We start from the raw sequence: 16592 nt of genomic DNA, 5'->3' as shown, positions 1-16592 counted from the left end.
TCATCGCTCCAGCAGTGCCAGGCATTCCACGTGGTGGGTCGCGGGAAAGGCGTCGAAGGCACGCAGGTCGGCGAGCCGGTAGCCCGCGGCCTGATAGAGGCCGAGGTCACGAGCGAACGCGGCGGGATCACAGCCGACATGGACGATTCGCGTCGGCCCGCCTGCCGCGACGGCGCCGATCACCTCCTTGCCTGCACCGGCGCGCGGCGGGTCGAGCACGACGACATCCGGGGCCGCCCCGCCGACGTGTTCGAGCACCCAACGTTCCACCCGCTGGGCGCGCAGCTCCACCCAGGGCAGATCGCGCAGCGCGGCGGCGCCGTCGGCCACGGCGGGGCGGGCCGATTCCACCGCGAGCACCACACCGGTGCGCCCGGCCTGCTCGGCGAGACGCGCGGCGAAGACCCCCGCGCCGCTGTAGAGATCCCAGGCCCGTCCGCCGGGCCGCAGGTCGGACCATTCCGCGATCAGATCCGAATACCGTTGCGCCGCACCGCGGTGTGCTTGCCAGAAGCCCGTCGCCGCGACCTCCCAGCGACGGCCCGCCACGTACTCGACCGCCCGCCCGCTGCCCTCGAACACCCACTCGTCGCGCGCCGCGTGCGCCGCCGCGCGCCGGGCGGACGCCGCGCGCCGGTCGTCGCGGCGGGCGCCCTCCGCGGTAGTCCATTCGCCGCCTGCACCGCGCCGTCCCCCGCGCCGGTCGCGACTGTGCGGCCGGTCGCGTCGACCGGCTCCCCCGCCACCACGCTTGTCCCGGCCACCTGGCTCCCGGCCGCCACCCGGGCCACGCCGCTCCCCGCCACGACTGCCCGGCTCGGCCTCGGCGGCGGGAGCCAGCTCGACGACATGCCGGATTCCGTCACCGTCCACCGCGATCACCAAGTCGGCGCCGGGCGTCCACTGCCGGTCCGCGATCCCGTCCAGCGCACCCGCGACCGGTTGCGGACACCGCAGATCCGCGATCACGTCGGTGCTGCGGTAGCGGTGCACGCCCGCGCGACCCTGTGCGTCGATCGCGAGCCGCACGCGGGTGCGCCATCCGCCGATCACGTCACCGGAGCCGATCGGCTCCACCAGCACTTCCCGCTCGATCCCGGCCAGCCGCCGCAGCTGTTCGGCCACCACCGCGGCCTTCAGCGCGCGCTGGGCCACCGGTGTGGCGAAGGAGAAATCGCAGCACCCGGCGCCACCCGGACCGGACACCGGGCAGGTGGCCGGTACCCGATCAGAGGACGGCTCGAGCACCTCGACGGCGTCGGCACGGCAGAACGAGCCGCCGCGATCCTCGGTGACCCGCACCCGCACCAACTCGCCGGGCAGACCGTGCCGGACGAACACCACACGTCCCTCGTGCCGTGCGACGCAGAAGCCGCCGTGCCCGGGCGGCCCGAGCCGCACCTCGAACGTGCCGGTCCGCCGATCGCTCATGCCGAATACTCCCCGAGCGTCATGTCCGGTCCTCGTAGCCGCGCCGCACCGCGCCCGGCGCGTTCACCACTCCGGGCGTCCTGGCCCGCGCGGAGGAGCTCAGCTGCCACGGCACGCTGGTGACCATCACACCCGGCTCGAACAGCAGTCTGCCCTTCAAGCGCAGCGCGCTCTGGTTGTGCAGCAGCTGCTCCCACCAGTGGCCCACCACGTATTCGGGGATGAACACCGTCACCACGTCACGCGGGGCGTCCTTGCGCACCCGCTTCACATAGTCGAGCACCGGCTTGGTGATCTCGCGATAGGGCGATTCGATCACCTTGAGCGGCACCGTGATGTCGCTGTTCTCCCACTCCCGCACCAGCGCCCTGGTGTCGGCCTCGTCGACGTTCACGGTCACCGCCTCCAGCGTGTCCGGGCGGCTGGCGCGTGCGTAGGCGAGGGCGCGGCGGGTCGGCAGATGCAGCCGGGATACCAGCACGATGGAGTGCGAGCGGCTGGGCAGCACGCCGTCCCACTCGTGCTCGTCCAGCTCCCGCGCGACCGAATCGTAATGCCTGCGAATCAATTTCATCACGACGAAGATCGCGACCATGGTGAATATGGCGATGTAGGCGCCCGCGAAGAACTTGGTGATCAGCACGATCACCAGCACCGCTCCGGTCGCGCTGAGCCCGACCGCGTTGATCACCCGCGAGCGCTTCATCCGCGCGCGCTGCGCCGGGTCGGTCTCGGTGCGCAACAGGCGGGTCCAGTGCCGCAGCATGCCGGTCTGACTGAGCACGAACGACACGAACACGCCGACGATGTAGAGCTGGATCAGCTTGGTGACCTCGGCGCCGAACAGCACCACGAACGCGATGGCCGCGCCGGACAGGAACAGGATGCCGTTGCTGAACGCCAGCCGATCGCCTCTGGTGTGCAGCTGGCGCGGCAGGTAACGGTCCTGGGCCAGAATCGAGCCGAGCACCGGGAACCCGTTGAACGCCGTGTTCGCGGCGAGCACGAGGATCAGCGCGGTCACCGTCGTGATGAAGAAGAACCCGAGCGGGAACCCTTCGAACACGGTCTCGGCGAGCTGCGCGATCAGTGTCTTCTGGTGATAGTCCGACGGTGCGCCGGTCAGATCCTCGACGTTGTGCGCGTACACCACCCCGATCTTCTGGGCGAGGATGATGATGCCCATCAGCAACACGATCGCGATCGTGCCCAGCATCAGCAACGTGGTGGCGGCATTGCGCGACTTGGGTTTGCGGAACGCGGGCACACCGTTACTGATCGCCTCCACACCGGTCAGCGCGGCGCAGCCGGAGGAGAACGAGCGCGCGATGAGGAAGGCGAAGGCCAGCCCGTAGAGGTGCTCGTGTTCGGCGATCAAACCGAACCCCGCCGATTCGGCCCGTAACTCCTCACCGAGTACGAAGATCCGGAACAGGCCCCAGCCGAGCATGACGAACATGCCGACGATGAACGCGTAGGTCGGGATGGCGAACATGGTGCCCGATTCCCGTACGCCGCGCAGGTTCATCGCGGTGAGCAGGGCGATGGCCACGACGGCGAACAGCACTTTGTGCGTGGCGACGAACGGAATGGCCGAGCCGATGTTGGACGCGGCCGAGGAGATCGATACCGCGACGGTGAGCACATAGTCGACCAGCAGCGCGCTGCCGACGGTCAAGCCGGCGTTGGGTCCCAGGTTGGTCGTGGCCACTTCGTAGTCGCCGCCGCCGGAGGGGTAGGCGTGCACGTTCTGCCGGTAGCTGGCCACCACCACCGCCATGACGAAGGCGACCGCCAAGCCGACCCACGGGGCGTACAGGTACGCCGCCACCCCCGCGGCCGACAGCACGAGGAAGATCTCTTCGGGGGCGTAGGCCACCGATGACATGGCATCGGAGGCGAACACTGGGAGCGCGATTCGCTTCGGCAGCAGCGTGTGACCCAGCGAGTCGCTACGGAAAGGCCTGCCCAGCAGCACTCGCTTCGCTGCCGTCGTCAACTTGGACACTGGAGCGAGCATAGGCCCCCGCACGGGGGATCGCGCGCGTGGCTCGCAGGTTTGCTCGCCGACTGGAGGGGGAACGTGGCCGGTGGAATCATTCGACGGGTAGCGTTCGACCGAACAGCAAAGCAGACCGAACACCATGGTTCCAGGAACGAGGTTGCACGGTGTACGTAGTGATCATGGGGTGCGGGCGCGTCGGCTCGTCGCTGGCCCATGCCCTGGTCCGCGTAGGTCACGAAGTCACCGTGATCGACCGGGACTCCAGTTCCTTCCTGCGGCTGGGGTCCGACTTTCCCGGTGAGCGGGTGACGGGGGTCGGATTCGATCGAGATGTGCTGATAAAGGCCGGAATCGAGCGGGCCGACGCGTTCGCGGCGGTCTCCTCCGGAGACAACTCGAACATCATCTCCGCCCGGGTCGCCCGGGAGATGTTCGGCGTCGAGCGGGTGGTCGCCCGCATCTACGACGCCAAGCGCGCCGCGGTCTACGAGCGGCTCGGCATCCCGACCATCGCCACGGTCCCGTGGACCACCGACCGCTTCCTGCGCGCGCTCATCGGCGACACCGGCACCACCACCTGGCGTGACCCCACCGGAACGGTTGCCGTGACCCAGCTGACGCTGCACGAGGAGTGGTACGGCCGCACCGTGCGCGACTTGGAGCAGACCATCGCGGCCCGGGTCGCGTTCATCATCCGGTTCGGCCAGGCGCTGTTGCCCGACAAGAAGACCATCATCCAGGCCGACGACATCGTCTATGTGGCCGCCGCATCCGGCGCGGTGGGCGAGGCAGTCGCCCTGGCCGCGAAGCCCCCAGCGAGCGAGGACTGAACATGAAAGTGGCCATCGCCGGAGCGGGCGCTGTCGGCCGATCGATCGCCAGGGAACTCCTGCGCGGCGGGCACCGGGTCATGCTGCTGGAGCGTCAGCTCGAGCACATCGATGCCGCCGCCATCCCGGACGCGGTGTGGGTACACGCCGACGCGTGCGAACTGGCCCTGCTGGAGCAGGCGGGCCTGGAGACCTACGAGGTCGTCATCGCGGCCACGGGTGACGACAAGGCGAACCTCGTGCACAGCCTGCTGGCCAAGACCGAATTCGGGGTGCGCCGGGTGGTGGCGCGGGTGAACGATCCGCGCAACGAATGGCTTTTCGACGGTTCCTGGGGTGTGGACGTCGCGGTGTCCACGCCACGGCTGCTCGCTTCCCTGGTCGAGGAGGCGGTCTCCGTCGGCGACCTGGTGCGGCTGATGACGCTGCGCCAGGGCCAGGCGAATCTGGTCGAGATGACGCTGCCCGCGGACACCTCGCTGGCCGGCAAACCGGTGCGCACGCTCACCCTGCCGCGCGACGCCGCCTTGGTGACCATCCTGCGCGGCGGCCGGGTGATCGTCCCGCAGCCCGACGACGCGCTGGAAGGCGACGACGAGTTGCTGTTCGTCACCTCGGTGGAGGCCGAGGAAGACCTCCGGCTGGAGCTCGCCAACTACGGCATCAGGCCATAACTCCCCGTATACGGCCGGACGCGGGTCGTCGGCGAAGCGCCGCCGGAGCACTAGGCGGCCAGTCGCAGCTCCGCGCGCAGCTTGTTCAGCGCGCGGTGCTGCATCACCCGCACCACGCCCGGGCTGGTGCCGATGGCCTCGGCGGTCTGCGCCGCCGACCAGCCGAGCACGATGCGCATCACCAGCACCTCGCGGTGCGCGGGGGCCAGCACCTTCATCAGTTCCTTTGTGGCGGCGCGCCGCTCGGAGGCCAGCGCCCACTCCTCCGGCCCGGCGGCGGAGGACGCGTAGTCCGGCACGTCGGCCATCGGGTAGGCGGGGTGCTGCTGCGAGCGGCGGAACGCGTCGGCGACCTTGTTGGCCGCGATGCCGTAGACGAAGGCCAGGAAGGACTTGCCCTGATCGCGGTAGCGCGGAATGGCGTTCACGGTGGCCAGCAGGACTTCCTGCACCACGTCGTCGGCGGTGACCTGCAGATGCGCCGTGTTGCCCAGGCGCGCGCCGCAGTAGCGCCGTACCAGCGGGTGCACGATCCGGATGATCTCGGCGACCGCCTGGCGATCGCCCGCGGCCGCCGGGCCGATCAGCTTGTCCAGTTCGGCCGATACCCGCCGGCTCTCCGAGAGAGCGGGGTTGTGGGTCTTGGGCAGCGCCGCGGTGTTGTGCTCGGTAGCCACGTCCGAGTCCTTTCTTGCCGATCAGTGCGTGTTTTCGGTACGCATTGATCGTCTGACGAACTCGGGAGAGCGACCAGGCACCCCAGGGTGGGGAAGCATTCACCTCGGCGGTGGGACTTCTCCCACCCCCGTGGTTTCGCCGGGCGCGAGCAGCGGGTCGCCTCTCAGGCCGACCCGGCCGCGGCCACAGACTTGGTGGGCAGGTGGCCCGCCCGCCGCACCGCCCAGATGGTGACCCCCAGCGCCACCGCGGTCAGCGGCCAGCCCATCGCGATGCGGGCGAAGGCCAGCCAGCCGGTGTGGTCGGTGTCGTAGAGCTGCGACTGCACCAGGTAGCGCGCCCCGAACACCATGATCCACGTGGCGGTGGCCAGGTCGTAGAGGCGCACCGAGCGCGGATCCGACCGCCAGTCGGAGCCATGGCCGTTCAGCACGCCCCAGATCACGCCGACCAGCGGTCTGCGGACCACGATGGACGCGAGGAACACCCCCGCGTACACGAGGCTGGTGTAGATGCCGAAGAGGAAGAACCCCTTGGCCTCGCCCATCCGGTAGGCGATGAAAGCGCAGATGCCTACGCCGAAGAACCCGGAGATGGCGGGCTGGACAGGATCGCGCCGCACGAGGCGCCACAGGAGTATGGCGGCGGCCACTCCGAGGGCCGACCAGATCGCGGCGGCCAGCCCCGCGAAGCTGTTCACGGGAACGAAGACTACGACAGGGAGCGTCGAGTAGATCAGGCCGCTGAAACCGCCGAGTTGTTCGAGGAGGGTCTGCTCGGCACGTTCCTCGTCACGGTCGGGCACGTCGCGCCCGGTGCGGTCGTCCGATCCTGCGTTGTCATCGCTCCAAGTCATACGTCAGCTGTTCCCGCGCAATTCGTAGTAGGGGTTGAAGATCACTTTGCGTCCGTCACGGTCGCCGACCCGGCCACGGACGAGGATGCGCCGCCCCGGCTCGATGCCGGGAATGCGCCTGCGCCCGATCCAGACCAGTGTGACGGCGTCGGTGCCGTCGAAGAACTCCGCCTGGACGCTGGCGCCCGCGGACTTCGGACATGCTTCGACACTGCGGAGCCTACCCAGCATGGTGGCCTCGTCACCGCGCCGACACTCCGACGCGTGCGACGCGCCCGAGGCCTCGGACGTCTCGGCCAGCTCTTCGGCGTCCAGCTGATGGAGGTCCTGGGTCAGCCTGCGGCCCAGTCGTCGAAAATACCCTGAGGCTGCGGATGACATTGTGCACGCTCTCCTGCATAGAGCAGATGGCGTGGGTCGCACACCATCGTGAGGGATCCGATCCGCACGACCTGCTGCGGCCGTACAACGCCACTGTAGATGGGCCGGGCCACCCCCGCTACGCTCGGACCGATGTTCGACTCCCCACACTCCGCCCGCGTCGTGGCGCTGCCCGGCACCGGGTCCGACGCCGACTTCGCGCGGCGTGCTTTCGGGCCCGCCAGCGCCGCACGCGGCTTGGATTTCGTCGCGGTGGAACCGGACCCGCGCCAGATCGTTGCGAGCTGCCTGACCGCGTTGGAGGCGGCGGCGGACGCCGGCCCGGTCCTGGTGGCGGGCATCTCGCTCGGCGCGGCGATCGCCTTGGAATGGGCTGCGGAGCACCCGGACCGCGTGGCCGGGGTGGTGGCGGCGCTGCCAGCCTGGACCGGATCCGACACCGCCGCCTGCCCGGCCGCGCTGAGCGCGGCGGCCACCGCGGCCCAACTGCGCGCCGACGGCTTGGCCCCGGTGATCGACCGGATGCGGGCAAGCAGCCCCCGGTGGCTGGCGGACGCGCTGACCCAATCGTGGCGGGCGCAGTGGCCGGACCTTCCGCGGGCGCTGGAGGAGGCCGCCGACTACAAGTGGCCCGCCGCCGAGCTGTTGGCCACCTTAGAGCCGCCGCTCGCGGTGATAGCCGCGGTCGACGACCCCGTGCATCCGCCCGCGGTGGCCGAGGAGTGGGCGGCGCTGGCCCCGCGCTCGCAGCTGCACCGGATCACCCTGGACCAACTCGGCGCCGATCCCGCGATCCTCGGACACACGGGCCTCGGCGCCTTCGGGTGAGTTGGAGTTGCCCGGCTCAGTTCAGGCCGAGCTGCTGCATGGCCGATCCGTCCGCGCCGCGGCGCGGCCCCTGCGGCATCCGCGGCACCACCGGCTGCGCGCCGGTCTGCGCCGCCACCTGCGCGGCCATCGCCTGCTGCTGGGCTTCGACCTGTTGTTGATGAGCCGCCGCGAGCTGCTCGGCCAATTGCTGCGGCAGCACCACCGGCAACGGCTCGCGCACCGGCAGCGGGTCCTCGCCACGCCGGACGACCGTCTCGCTCAAGACCGCCCGCGCCGCCTTGACCAGCGGGGTGCCGTCGTTCGCCGCGCCCGACGGACCCGCCGCCACCAGCCGCACCATCCAGCGATAACCGTCCACACCGATGAAACGCAGGTCGGCTCCCTCGGTGAGGGCCAGCAACTCCCGGCCCCACGGCCCGTTCTCCACCGACACCCTGGCGCCGTCCTTGCGCAGCGAGTCGGCCAGATCCGCGGCGACCAGCCGCCATTGACCCGAGGTCTTGGGCGCGGCATAAGCCGCGACGGTGATTCGGCCGTGTTCCGTGGCCAGGTGCACCGCTTGCGGCTGGCCCTCCGGCGTCATCTCGACCTGCAACTGACCGCCCGGCGGCACCGGCACCAGCACCGACCCCAGATCCAGCCGCTGCTCGGACACCGCGTCGAGCAGTTCTGCGACCTCGTCGTAGTCGTAAGGGCCGGGCCGTCCGTGCGGACGGTCGGCGTTCAGATCCACGCCCTCGTACGAGCGCTCGTCGGTGGGGGCGTCGTCGTAGAAATCGTCGTCGTACTCGTCTTGGTAGGCGGGCTCGTAGTCGCCGTAGTCCTCCGCCTCGTCGTACCGGTCGTCCTCGGCCCGGCTCGACTTCTTTCGCTTTCCGAACATTCCCGTCATGCCTCCTTGCCGGCCGCCCGGCCCACCCCGTTCGTCTGTGCGGTCAGGCTCGCGTGACCGCCGCTGGAGCCGTACCCGCCCGCCCCCCGGGTCGTCTCGTCGAGCGAGTCGACCTCCACGAAATCCACCAGCTCCACTCGCTGCACCAGCAGTTGCGCGATCCGGTCGCCGCGACGCAACTCGATCGGCGTGCGCGGGTCGTGGTTGATCAGGCACACCTTGATCTCGCCCCGATACCCCGCGTCCACCGTGCCGGGGGCGTTCACCACCGACAGCCCGGTCTTGGCCGCCAGACCCGAGCGCGGATGGATCAGGCCGACCGTGCCGACCGGTAGCGCGACCGCGACGCCGGTGCCGACCAGCACCCGCTCTCCCGGCTCCAGGATGACGTCTTGCGTGGTGCACAGATCCACGCCCGCGTCGCCCGTATGGGCGCGTGTGGGCACGGGTATGCCGGGGTCCAGCCGCAGCAAGGGTATGGGTGAAAGTGCGCTCACGTTGGACGAGCCTACGCGTAGGCTGTTTGCCCTCGTGACTTAGTGTTGACTCGTGTCGGACCAGCCCAATCCCATGACCACGGACGAGAAAAAGCAGCGCGCGCACCACTACCGGGAGCGTCTGTGGGTGCCGCTGTGGTGGTGGCCGGTGGCCTTCGCCATCACCGGCTTGCTCGCGGCGGAGATCCACATGGGCGCGCCGGGTCTGCGGGCGTGGCTGCCGTATGTGCTGTTGTTCCCGGTGCCGGTCTGGGTGCTGCTGTGGCTGAGCCGGCACCGCGTCGAAGTGGCGCCGGACGCGAAGGGCACACCGGAGTTGCGCGCCGATCGCGCACATCTACCGGTGAATTTCGTCGCCCGCGCGGCGGCCGTCGCCCCCACCGCGAAAAGCGCGGCGCTGGGTCGCCAGCTCGACCCCGCCGCTTATGTCCAGCATCGACCCTGGGTCGGGCCGATGGTCTTGCTCGTGCTCGACGACCCGGACGATCCGACGCCGTACTGGCTGGTCAGTACGCGGCGGCCCGAACGGGTCCTCGCCGCGCTCGGTCTACCGAGCGCGGGCTGACACTCTGCTCGATCTCGTCGAGATCAGGCGGCGCAATCCATGCAGATCATCTGGCCGCCCTTCTCACTGGCCAGCCTGCTCCGGTGATGAACCAGGAAACAGCTGGAACAGGTGAACTCGTCGGCCTGCTTCGGGATCACCCGAACCGTCAGCACTTCCTCGGACAGGTCGGCGCCGGGAAGCTCGAACGACTCCGCGGTATCGGATTCGTCGATATCCACGACGGCGGACTGTGCCTCGTTACGACGAGCCTTCAGCTCCTCCAGCGAGTCCTCCGACACATCGTCGGATTCGGTGCGCCTCGGTGCGTCATAGTCGGTTGCCATGTCGTCTTCCCCTCGTCCTAACTCCGTATATCCCGGACCGGTCCGCTCACACCCGATTCCTGCCGGAACCGCCGCGACCGGTACCGCCCCGCCGGTGGTGCACGTCACACGTACACCGGTCGCCTATCAGGGCGGATCAGGCCGATCCACTCCCGATAGCGCTGGGTAAACGCAGGACATGCCCTTCTTGTTCCCGCGACCGACCACTGACTTCCGCACCGGTGATTCGATCTGGGCCGCCAGACAATAGCGGACCCCGGAGCAAAAGTCGCAATCAAAACACACACGAGTCGAAAATGAGGGCCAATCGACACCGTCCGGGGAACGCACCGAGACCTTGCGCCGCGACACCGCCACATTTTCGTAGAGTGTGCTGGTGGTTTCACTGATCACCGAAGGCACTCCGACGGATTCGCAAGGTCGGCCGTTCGTGCGCCGCCGGCCCCAGCCCTGGCTCATCATGCTCGGCGTTCTCGCGCTCATCTGCGGGATCGTCTGGGTCAAAGCCCTCACGACGCACGACACCGACCGCACCGCGATGGCGTGCAACTCACCGAGTCCGGCCGCGGATCCCGGTGCGCCGCAAGCCCCTTCGCTCGGACAGCGAGTCGGGGCGAGCCGGCTGCAGGACGTGGAACCCGCCGCGCTGGCGGCGAGCAAGGTGCGTGTGCTGAACGCGAACAATCAGCGCGGCCAAGCCGCGCACGTCGCCGCCCAGCTCGGCGACCTCGGCTTCGCGAGCGCACCCGGAACGCAATACGGCAACGATTCGGTATACGTCAACGGCGACCTGGAATGCACCGGCCAGATCCGCTTCGGCGTCAACGGCCGCCCGGCCGCCGCCGCGGTGCAACTGGTCGCGCCGTGCGCCGAGCTGATCGAGGATCAGCGCGGCGACGACACCGTCGATCTGGTGCTGGGCTCGCTGTTCCGCGACATCCGGCCCAGCAACGACGCCGAAGAGGTGCTGCGTTCGCTGAAGAACCCGGCGCCGGGCAACTCCACCTCCATCGATATCAAGCTGCTCGACGCCGCGCGTCAGGCCCGCTGCTGATCAGCGATCCGGAATCGGCTCGGTAGCCCCGACCCGGGCCAGCAACTCGCCGAGTTCGTCGGCGATGCCGGGCGCGGCGGCGACCACCAGGTCGCCGCCGGCGCCCGGCGCCGTCGCAGGCGGAAGCGTCAGCCGCGCGCCCGCCTCCGCGGCGATCAGCGCGCCCGCACCCCAGTCCCAGGCGTTCAAGCCGTGCTCGTAGTAGGCGTCCACCCGACCCGCCGCGACATGGCACAGATCCAGCGCCGCCGCACCGAAACGGCGGATGTCGCGCACATGCGGCAGCACCTGCGCGATCAGTTCCGCCTGCCTGCTCCGGCGATGCCTGCCATAGGCGAACCCGGTGGCCACCAACGCCATGCCGAGCGATTCGACCGGCGTGCAGCGCAGGTGCTCCACCGCGCCTTCGGCGTCGACGCGCAGCGCGCCGAGCCCCAGCCCCGCGCTGTAGGTCGCCGCCCGCGCGACATCCACCACGGCGCCCGCGACCGGCCGCCCACCCCGCAGCGCGGCCACCGACACGGCGTAGCCGGGAATGCCGTAGAGGAAGTTGACGGTGCCGTCGATCGGATCCACCACCCAGTGGACGGTGTCGGCGCTCGCGTCATCGATGCTGCCGCCGCCCTCTTCGCCGAGGATCGGATCGCCGGGGCGCTGTTCGGCGAGCAGCTTTCGGATCAGCTCTTCGGTCTCGGTGTCCACGATGGTCACCGGGTCGGTTTCGTGGCTCTTGGACTGCACCGCGCCCTCGGCGTGCGCTCCCGCGGGCCCGAACACCTCCGGGCGGCGGGCGCGGACGTGAGCGGCAGCGGTCTCGGCGATGTCGACCGCGACGCGGCGCAGGTCGGCCTCGTCGCCGCGCGCGACGATCGAGACGAAGGAGTCGGGGGTGTAGTCGGACACTGACGATGAGGTTTCCGGCACGCCCTTATCGCATCACACATCCTCGCCGAACACCCAGCCTCGTGGGCCCATTACTCTTGTCGTGCACGACACAGCGCCGTCGTCGGGCATCCCATTCGCACGCTCGCCATGGGCGTCCCGGGCCCCGTGCAGCGCTGTCATCACACCGGCCAGCACAGGGAGACGAGGGGTTAGTCATGTCCGCTCGGGGGCACGCATTCGGCATCGACATCGGCGGCAGCGGCGTCAAGGGCGCCACGGTCGATCTGGCCACCGGCGAGTTGGTCCACGAGCGGATCAAGATCGCGACGCCGCACCCGGCGACACCATTCGCCGTGGCGGAGGCGGTCGCCGAACTGGTCGACAAGGCCAAGTGGACCGGGCCGGTCGGCCTCACCCTGCCCTCGGTGGTGATCGGCGGCGTGGCGCGCACCGCGGCGAACATCGACAAGTCCTGGATCGGCACCGACGCGCGGGCGCTGTTCTCCGCCGCGCTCGGCGGCCGTCCGGTCACCGTACTCAACGACGCGGACGCCGCGGGCATGGCCGAGGACCACTTCGGCGCGGCGCGCAATTTCGCGGGCTTGGTCATACTGCTGACCTTCGGCACCGGCATCGGCTCGGCGTTGCTCTACCACGGCACGCTGGTGCCCAACACCGAACTGGGACACCTGGAGATCCAGGGCATGGAGAGCGAGCACCGCGCGGCGGCCTCGATCAAGGAACGCGACGGCCTGAGCTACGAGCAGTGGGCAGCGCAGGTCAGTCTGGTGCTGACGGGGCTGGAGAACCTGTTCTTCCCGGTCGTCTTCGTCGCGGGCGGGGGCATCAGCAGGGAGGCCGAACAGTGGATTCCCCTGCTCACCAACCGGACGCCGGTCATCCCGGCCCGCCTGCGCAACACCGCGGGCATCGTCGGCGCCGCCATGGCGATCGCGGGGGGCGTCGCACCGTGAGGCGCGCGGGAACCGCGAGGATGCCGTTCCCGGCATCGTGCCGTAGGTACCCTGGTTAGATCGTTACAATGGAACGTGCCCGGCTGAGCCGGAGAAACCCCGACCGGCCCTCCGCCGGTGAAACCCGACAGATCGCTCCGCCGGAAACCCACTCTGGCGTGACGCCGCACGAGACCGTCACGAAAGGGCGTACGTGGTAGCCACGAATACCCGTCAGACCGCCGAATCGGCCGATGCCGACTCCGCAGATGTAACCGCAGCACGGCCGGTCCGTAAGGCTGCCGCGAAGAAGGCTCCGGCGAAGAAGGCCGCCGCCAAGAAGGCGCCTGCCAAGAAGGCCGCGAAGGCGGCCAAGGCTCCCGCGAAGAAGGCCACCACCAAGAAGGCGGGCCCCGACGGCGAGCCCGGCGCCGACGAGGCGATCGAGGACGAGTCGCTCGATCTCGACGATCTGGGCGATCTGGAAGTCTCCGAGGAGGACCTCGCCGACGGTGACGAACTGGTCGACGTCGCCGAGGAAGCCGAAACCGAGGAAGCCGAGAGCGAGGAGGCCGACGAGCCGACGGCGGCCGACAAGGCGTCCGGCGATTTCGTCTGGGACGAAGAGGAGTCCGAGGCGCTGCGCCAGGCCCGCAAGGACGCCGAGCTCACCGCCTCGGCCGACTCGGTCCGCGCCTACCTCAAGCAGATCGGTAAGGTCGCGCTGCTCAACGCCGAAGAGGAGGTCGAACTCGCCAAGCGGATCGAGGCCGGCCTTTACGCGGCGGAGAAGGTGCGCGAGTTCGCCGAGCAGGGCGAGAAGCTGCCGGTCGCGATGCGCCGCGACTACAACTGGATCGTCCGCGACGGCAACCGGGCCAAGAACCACCTGCTGGAGGCCAACCTGCGCCTGGTCGTCTCGCTGGCCAAGCGCTACACCGGCCGCGGCATGGCGTTCCTCGACCTGATCCAGGAGGGCAATCTGGGTCTGATCCGCGCGGTGGAGAAGTTCGACTACACCAAGGGCTACAAGTTCTCCACGTACGCCACCTGGTGGATCCGGCAGGCCATCACCCGCGCCATGGCCGACCAGGCCCGCACCATCCGCATCCCGGTGCACATGGTGGAGGTCATCAACAAGCTCGGCCGCATCCAGCGTGAGCTGCTCCAGGATCTCGGTCGCGAGCCGACGCCGGAGGAACTGGCCAAGGAAATGGACATCACGCCGGAGAAGGTGCTGGAGATCCAGCAGTACGCGCGTGAACCCATCTCGCTGGACCAGACCATCGGCGATGAGGGCGACAGCCAGCTCGGTGACTTCATCGAGGACTCCGAAGCCGTGGTCGCCGTCGACGCGGTGAGCTTCACGCTGCTGCAGGATCAGCTGCAGTCGGTGCTGGAGACGCTGTCGGAGCGGGAGGCGGGCGTGGTCCGGCTGCGGTTCGGTCTCACCGACGGCCAGCCGCGCACCCTCGACGAGATCGGCCAGGTCTACGGGGTCACCCGCGAACGCATCCGCCAGATCGAGTCCAAGACCATGAGCAAGTTGCGCCACCCCAGCCGCTCGCAGGTCCTGCGCGACTACCTCGACTAGGTCGCCTCGCCTCGACGCCCGCCTTCGTCGTGCCGCTCGAATCTTTCCAGCGGCCGGCGAATGCGGGCGTCGCGCTTTTCCGGGAAGCCTGCTCCGCGCGTGGGTGTCGAGACTCCGGCCCGCATTCTCGGCCCGACGGGCGGCCCTGTCGGCAGGGGCACGGCGAACTCGCACCAGGCACGGCAGACTTGCGGAGTGGTTGCCTCGACCTCGACTCCGCGCGTGCCGCGCTCACCTTGGACGCGGACCGTCGACCTGCGCGCCGAGTTGCGTGACACCCTGGCCTGGCTGCGCCGTCCTGGATTGCCGCGGCGGATGCTGCCTGCGATCCGGGCCCATCTGGGCGCCGCGCCCGCCAGCACCGCCTACGCGTTCACGTTGTTCGTCACGTGGTGGACGTTGCGCGGGGTCGGGGACTCGGTCGAGCGCAGGCTGATCTTCTCGGCGTCGACCAATCTGTACAACATGCGGCACAACCCGGTTCAGGTGCTGGTCGCGTCCGCGTTCTGGACCGAAGGCGGGTTTCCCTGGACGGCCATCGCCGGTTTCCTGGTCGTCATGGCTTATGCGGAGCGCTGGCTGGGCACGGCGCGCTGGATTCTGCTGTTCGCGACCGGGCATATCGGGGCGACGCTGCTCACCGTCACCGGCATCGCCCATGCCATCGACCGCGGCGTCATCCCCTTCCGGGTGGCCGTCGCCGCGGATGTCGGTACCAGTTACGGGTTCTCGGCCGTGCTCGCGGCGCTGGCGTTCCGGTTCCGGGGCAGGGTACGGCTGGTGTGGGCGGCGGCGATCCTCGTCGCGCTCGGTGCGGCGCTGTGGATCGAACCGACGTTCACCGACTACGGCCATCTGTGCGCCGCCGCCATCGGACTGGCGGTCGGCGCGATCGCCGCCCTGTTCTGGCACCGGTTGGAACGGATCGCGACGCGCAAGGCCGCCCAGGACTGATCAGGAAACCTGCGGTTCGGGGCGGCCACGGCTCTGCAGGACCCCGGCCACCGGCTCGACCACGCGCGCCGCGATCGGGCCGAGCACCGCCATCAGCAGCACGTACGTCGAGGCGAGCGCGGTGAGCTGACCGTCCATCGCGCCCGCGCTCACTGCCAGTCCCGCGATGACGATGGAGAATTCGCCGCGCGCGACCAGGGCCGCACCCGCGCGGGCCCGGCCCAGTGGCCGGATGCCCTCGCGCGCGGCGGCCCACCACCCGGTCGCCACCTTGGTCACCACGGTGATCACCGCCAGCAGGATCGCCCAGCCCAGCACCGGCGGGATCGCTCGCAGGTCGGTGTTCAACCCGAAGGCCACGAAGAAGATGGCCGCGAACAGGTCGCGCAGCGGCTCGAGCATTTTCGCCGCCGCGTGCGCGGTAGAACCGGAGATCGCGATGCCGAGCAGGAACGCTCCGACCGCGGCCGATACGCTCAGCGCCGAGGAGGCGCCCGCCACCAGCAGCGCGGCGCCGAGCAGCGTGAGCAGGAACACCTCGCGGTCGGCGCTGTCCACGATCGCTGACACATACCGCCCGTAGCGCAGCGCCACCGCGAGTACCAGCGTGATGGTGAGCAGGGCCACCGCCAGGGCGCGCAGCCCGCTGATCCAGCTCAGGCCGGCCAGCACCGTGGTGAGGATCGGCAGGTAGACCGCCATCGCCAGATCCTCGAATACGAGGATGGACAGGATCACCGGCGTCTCGCGATTGCCCAGACGGCCGAGATCGTCGAGGACTTTCGCCACGATGCCCGACGACGAAATGTAGGTGACACCCGCCATCGTGATCGCGCCGGGGAGGCCCCAGCCCAGCATCAGCGCCACCACCGCGCCGGGCGACGCGTTGACCACGATGTCCACCACACCCGCGGGCCAGGAACGACGCAGCCCGGTGACCAGCTCCGCGGCCGTGTACTCCAGGCCGAGCAGCAACAGCAGCAGCACCACGCCGATCTCACCGGCCACGTGGCCGAAGTCATGAGCGGCCCGCAGTTCGATGAGACCGCCCTGACCGAAGGCGACACCACCGAGCAGGTACAGCGGGATGGGCGACATCCCGACACGGCCTGCGACACGACCCAGCATGCCGAGAACGAAAAGAACCGCTCCGAGCTCGATCAGGGCGAGCGCGGTGTCCGTCACG

18 protein-coding genes are annotated in these 16592 nt (G+C 69.6%); 8 read left to right on the top strand and 10 right to left on the bottom strand.

Annotated elements, in window-relative coordinates:
- Together ACWEKR_RS02735 and ACWEKR_RS02730 are read right to left on the bottom strand one after the other, a co-directional pair.
- The gene (locus ACWEKR_RS02735; protein WP_452352955.1) at positions 1–1431 is read right to left on the bottom strand and encodes a class I SAM-dependent RNA methyltransferase; all 1431 of its coding nucleotides are present in this window, start codon (positions 1429–1431) and stop codon (positions 1–3) included.
- 19 nt (positions 1432–1450) lie between these two features.
- Positions 1451–3439 carry an APC family permease gene (locus ACWEKR_RS02730; RefSeq protein ID WP_452352954.1) on the bottom strand — a complete coding sequence of 663 codons (1989 nt, stop codon included), beginning with the start codon at positions 3437–3439 and terminating at the stop codon, positions 1451–1453.
- 161 nt (positions 3440–3600) lie between these two features.
- On the opposite strand from ACWEKR_RS02730, the gene ACWEKR_RS02725 reads away from it, so the two are divergent.
- A complete protein-coding gene (locus tag ACWEKR_RS02725; RefSeq protein ID WP_159838024.1) occupies positions 3601–4266 on the top strand; it encodes a potassium channel family protein in 666 nt (221 codons plus the stop codon).
- Between the two features lie 2 nt (positions 4267–4268).
- Positions 4269–4940, top strand: coding sequence for a potassium channel family protein (locus ACWEKR_RS02720; RefSeq protein WP_159838026.1), 672 nt, complete (start codon positions 4269–4271; stop codon positions 4938–4940).
- A gap of 50 nt (positions 4941–4990) precedes the next feature.
- Here ACWEKR_RS02720 and ACWEKR_RS02715 read toward each other — a convergent pair whose 3' ends face one another.
- From ACWEKR_RS02715 to ACWEKR_RS02705, 3 genes are all read right to left on the bottom strand, one after another.
- Positions 4991–5617, bottom strand: a complete 627-nt coding sequence (locus tag ACWEKR_RS02715; protein ID WP_159838028.1) for a sigma-70 family RNA polymerase sigma factor — start codon at positions 5615–5617, stop codon at positions 4991–4993.
- Between the two features lie 164 nt (positions 5618–5781).
- The gene (locus ACWEKR_RS02710) at positions 5782–6474 is read right to left on the bottom strand and encodes a DUF3159 domain-containing protein (protein ID WP_452352953.1); all 693 of its coding nucleotides are present in this window, start codon (positions 6472–6474) and stop codon (positions 5782–5784) included.
- Between the two features lie 3 nt (positions 6475–6477).
- Positions 6478–6855, bottom strand: coding sequence for an OB-fold nucleic acid binding domain-containing protein (locus ACWEKR_RS02705; protein ID WP_452352952.1), 378 nt, complete (start codon positions 6853–6855; stop codon positions 6478–6480).
- Positions 6856–6987: 132 nt separating this feature from the next.
- Between ACWEKR_RS02705 and ACWEKR_RS02700 the strand changes: the two genes are divergently transcribed.
- A complete protein-coding gene (locus ACWEKR_RS02700; RefSeq protein WP_452352951.1) occupies positions 6988–7683 on the top strand; it encodes an alpha/beta fold hydrolase in 696 nt (231 codons plus the stop codon).
- Positions 7684–7699: 16 nt separating this feature from the next.
- On the opposite strand, the gene ACWEKR_RS02695 is transcribed toward ACWEKR_RS02700, so the two are convergent.
- Positions 7700–8569, bottom strand: a complete 870-nt coding sequence (locus tag ACWEKR_RS02695; protein WP_452352950.1) for a DUF3710 domain-containing protein — start codon at positions 8567–8569, stop codon at positions 7700–7702.
- A 5-nt stretch (positions 8570–8574) separates the two neighbouring features.
- The gene (dut, locus tag ACWEKR_RS02690) at positions 8575–9075 is read right to left on the bottom strand and encodes a dUTP diphosphatase (protein WP_195083688.1); all 501 of its coding nucleotides are present in this window, start codon (positions 9073–9075) and stop codon (positions 8575–8577) included.
- Positions 9076–9148: 73 nt separating this feature from the next.
- Here dut and ACWEKR_RS02685 point away from each other — a divergent pair, with 73 nt between their 5' ends.
- The gene (locus ACWEKR_RS02685; RefSeq protein ID WP_452353095.1) at positions 9149–9640 is read left to right on the top strand and encodes a DUF3093 domain-containing protein; all 492 of its coding nucleotides are present in this window, start codon (positions 9149–9151) and stop codon (positions 9638–9640) included.
- A gap of 23 nt (positions 9641–9663) precedes the next feature.
- Here ACWEKR_RS02685 and ACWEKR_RS02680 read toward each other — a convergent pair whose 3' ends face one another.
- Entirely contained in the window at positions 9664–9966 is a 303-nt protein-coding gene (locus ACWEKR_RS02680) for a DUF4193 domain-containing protein (protein WP_039799153.1), read from the bottom strand.
- A gap of 376 nt (positions 9967–10342) precedes the next feature.
- On the opposite strand from ACWEKR_RS02680, the gene cei reads away from it, so the two are divergent.
- Positions 10343–11020 (top strand): envelope integrity protein Cei, encoded by a 678-nt coding sequence (gene cei, locus ACWEKR_RS02675; RefSeq protein WP_452352949.1) that lies wholly within the window; start codon positions 10343–10345, stop codon positions 11018–11020.
- Here the strand turns inward: cei and ACWEKR_RS02670 are convergent, their stop codons facing one another.
- Complete coding sequence (locus ACWEKR_RS02670; protein WP_452352948.1) at positions 11021–11923, bottom strand: inositol monophosphatase family protein; 903 nt, start codon at positions 11921–11923, stop codon at positions 11021–11023. It lies immediately after the preceding gene.
- A 197-nt stretch (positions 11924–12120) separates the two neighbouring features.
- Here ACWEKR_RS02670 and ppgK point away from each other — a divergent pair, with 197 nt between their 5' ends.
- The 3 genes from ppgK (at position 12121) to ACWEKR_RS02655 (ending at position 15406) form a co-directional block, all read left to right on the top strand.
- The gene (gene ppgK, locus ACWEKR_RS02665) at positions 12121–12879 is read left to right on the top strand and encodes a polyphosphate--glucose phosphotransferase (RefSeq protein ID WP_195083691.1); all 759 of its coding nucleotides are present in this window, start codon (positions 12121–12123) and stop codon (positions 12877–12879) included.
- 193 nt (positions 12880–13072) lie between these two features.
- Positions 13073–14452, top strand: a complete 1380-nt coding sequence (locus tag ACWEKR_RS02660) for an RNA polymerase sigma factor (RefSeq protein ID WP_452352947.1) — start codon at positions 13073–13075, stop codon at positions 14450–14452.
- 195 nt (positions 14453–14647) lie between these two features.
- Entirely contained in the window at positions 14648–15406 is a 759-nt protein-coding gene (locus ACWEKR_RS02655; protein WP_452352946.1) for a rhomboid-like protein, read from the top strand.
- Here the strand turns inward: ACWEKR_RS02655 and ACWEKR_RS02650 are convergent, their stop codons facing one another.
- The gene (locus ACWEKR_RS02650; RefSeq protein ID WP_452352945.1) at positions 15407–16591 is read right to left on the bottom strand and encodes a cation:proton antiporter; all 1185 of its coding nucleotides are present in this window, start codon (positions 16589–16591) and stop codon (positions 15407–15409) included.
- Position 16592: the final 1 nt, after the last annotated feature.

The organism is Nocardia sp. NPDC004573 (assembly GCF_053602135.1).
Note: the sequence above shows the minus strand (reverse complement) of the source record. Positions and strands in the feature narration are given on the sequence as shown.